The 2,349-nt window shown below is 64.8% G+C and carries 1 protein-coding gene and 1 pseudogene; one reads left to right on the top strand and one right to left on the bottom strand.

All coding sequences use genetic code 11. From position 1 onward, the window contains the following. Window positions 1-1,414, top strand: a 1,414-nt coding sequence (locus EN991_RS32585) for an ABC transporter ATP-binding protein (RefSeq protein WP_164769540.1), incomplete at its 5' end; no start/stop codon positions are given. Between the two features lie 288 nt (window positions 1,415-1,702). Here the strand turns inward: EN991_RS32585 and EN991_RS32580 are convergent. Beyond that, a pseudogene (locus EN991_RS32580) lies at window positions 1,703-2,349 on the bottom strand (hypothetical protein); the annotation flags it as partial.

The raw sequence follows: 2,349 nt of genomic DNA, 5'->3' as shown, positions 1-2,349 counted from the left end.
GTTGCGGGTCGGCTACCCGTTCTTCCTGCGGCAGAGCCCCGGACGCCTGCTCAACATCATCTCCAACGAATCCTGGCGGGCTTCCGATGCGATCCAGATCATGCTGTCGGCCATCGTCAGCGCATCGGCCGCCATCATCCTCCTGGCTTTCCTGCTGCTGCTTTCGTGGCGCATGACGCTTTTGGTCACGCTCGGACTGGCGCTCGTCCAGATCGCGCACGCCGTCCTCTCAGCCAATCTGAAGGAGCCAAGCCGCAGCGTCGCCTCGCGCAACGGCCACCTCGCCTCGCAGATGCTTCACCTTGTGCATGCCGGACGGCTGATCCGCATCTTCGGACAGGAGAACCGGGAAAAGGCGATGTTCGACACGGCGTCGGATGCGGTTCGCCGCGCCTCCTTCGCGCTGCTCGTGCGCCAGGGAGCGCTGCCGCCGCTGACGGAGGTTCTCCACGCCATGCTGTTCCTGGCGGTGGTGATCGGCGCCTGGCTGGCGCAGGTGAGTTTCCCGCTGATCATCGCCTTCGTCATCCTGCTCTACAGGCTGCAGCCGCATATGCGGGCCCTGCAGGGGTCGTGGAGCCAGCTGCAAGGCCTGAGCGGATCGCTTGAGGAGGTGACTTGGCTGCTGGATCCCACAGGCAAGCCGCAACCGCCGCAAGGGGACGGGCCATTCCACGGCCTGCGCCAGGGCATCAAGTTCGACGATGTGACATTCACCTACTCCGGCACGGACCGGCGCGAGGTGGTGCTGCACGCGGCGACATTCGAGATCCGCGGTGGCCGCTCGACGGCGCTGATCGGCCGCTCGGGCGCCGGCAAGACGACGATCGTCAATCTCCTGTGCCGCTTCGTCGAACCGGACACCGGCAGCATCCTCGTCGATGGATCGCCGCTCGACCGGATCGACGCCAGCCAGTGGCGCCGGCACATCGCCCTGGCCAGCCAGGAACTGGAACTGGTCGACGGCAGCATTTTTGAAAACATAACCTACGGCCAGGATGCCGCGACAGCCGGCGATGCCGAGGCCGCCGCAAGACTGGCCGAAGCGCATGAATTCATCGAAAGGCTGCCTCAGGGCTACGAGACCCTGGTTGGCTACAGGGGCGTCAATCTGTCGGCGGGACAGAGGCAGCGCATCGCCTTGGCGAGAGCCCTGGTGCGCGATCCCGATCTCCTCATCCTGGACGAGGCCACCAATGCCGTGGACGGGCTGTCGGAAGCGGCCATCGTCGAGACCCTGAAGTCGAGAGCCGGCCGCCGCACGACCATCGTCATCAGCCATCACCACAGCACCATCTCGTTCTGCGACGACGTGGTCATCCTGAGCGGCGGCCGCGTGAAAAAGCAGGCCCCTTTCGGCGCCCTGGCCTCGCTCAGCATGGACGAGCTTTACCAGCACGAACCGCTCGACTGAGAAGGCGCCGGGCCGGCCCGCGATCTTATCCTGGGCGTGTCTGCAGCCTCCGGCCGGCGGGTCGTCGCAAGGGTTCGAATCACAAGCCAGGGGAATTGCCGCTGGCACCTTCCGTGATCGCACCAATGCCGTGCGGGACCGAGGCGCGCTACCTTGCCTGTGCGGCGGACCTGTCGATCCGCCTGGCCGGTGCCCCATTGGACTTACTCTCCGGGTGAGGTGCCGGCCTCCCATGCACAAAAGAAGGATCTGAAGCGGGTCGCCTGAATCCTTCAGGCGCGACACGCTTCAGGTGGCGGCGTCGACATTCCTGCGCATGCGCCGCCTGCCCGTCGTCCGTGCTTTCTTCGCCATCGCCCCGGCCATCTCGACCACGCCGTCCTCGCGCGGCCTGCCATTGGTGGCCTTGTGGAGCCGCTCATAGGGCAGCAGTTCCTTGATCCGGGCATTGAGCGAGGCGATTTCGGCCTTGAGGTCCTCGCACTCCTGCCTCTGCACGTCGAACTGTATCTGTTCGGACGCTTGTTGCAGCGTCAGCTGAGAAAGGTTGGCGTTCACCTTGGAAAGACTCATCTTGTCGCTTTCGCTCTCCTGGCTCAGCGCGGACAATCTTTCATCGGCGATCTTCTTTTCGGCCAGGGCATCGTTGAGTTCGCTCTTGAGCCTGGCGATCTCGCCCGCGGCTTCGCTGTTTTCGCTCGACACCTGCTCCAGCCGCGATTGCAGGTTCTGGATCTCCGAGCTCAACCCGCGCATTTCCGCCTGGCTGCGAGCCAGCTCGGCTTCCTTGTCGCCTTCCATCATGTGGGCCGCTTCGGTCGTTTCCGACAGTTTCGCCTGTGCCGCCTCGAGCGACTTCTGCAGCCGCATCTCCTCTTTCTCGCTCTTGCCGAGCGCCGCCAGCAGCTCCGCCAGCCGCGCTGCTTCGGTGGCAT

Source organism: Mesorhizobium sp. M7A.F.Ca.US.005.03.2.1, assembly GCF_003997795.1.
GTDB lineage: Bacteria > Pseudomonadota > Alphaproteobacteria > Rhizobiales > Rhizobiaceae > Mesorhizobium > Mesorhizobium ciceri.
This window is presented reverse-complemented; position numbering and strand designations above follow the sequence as displayed.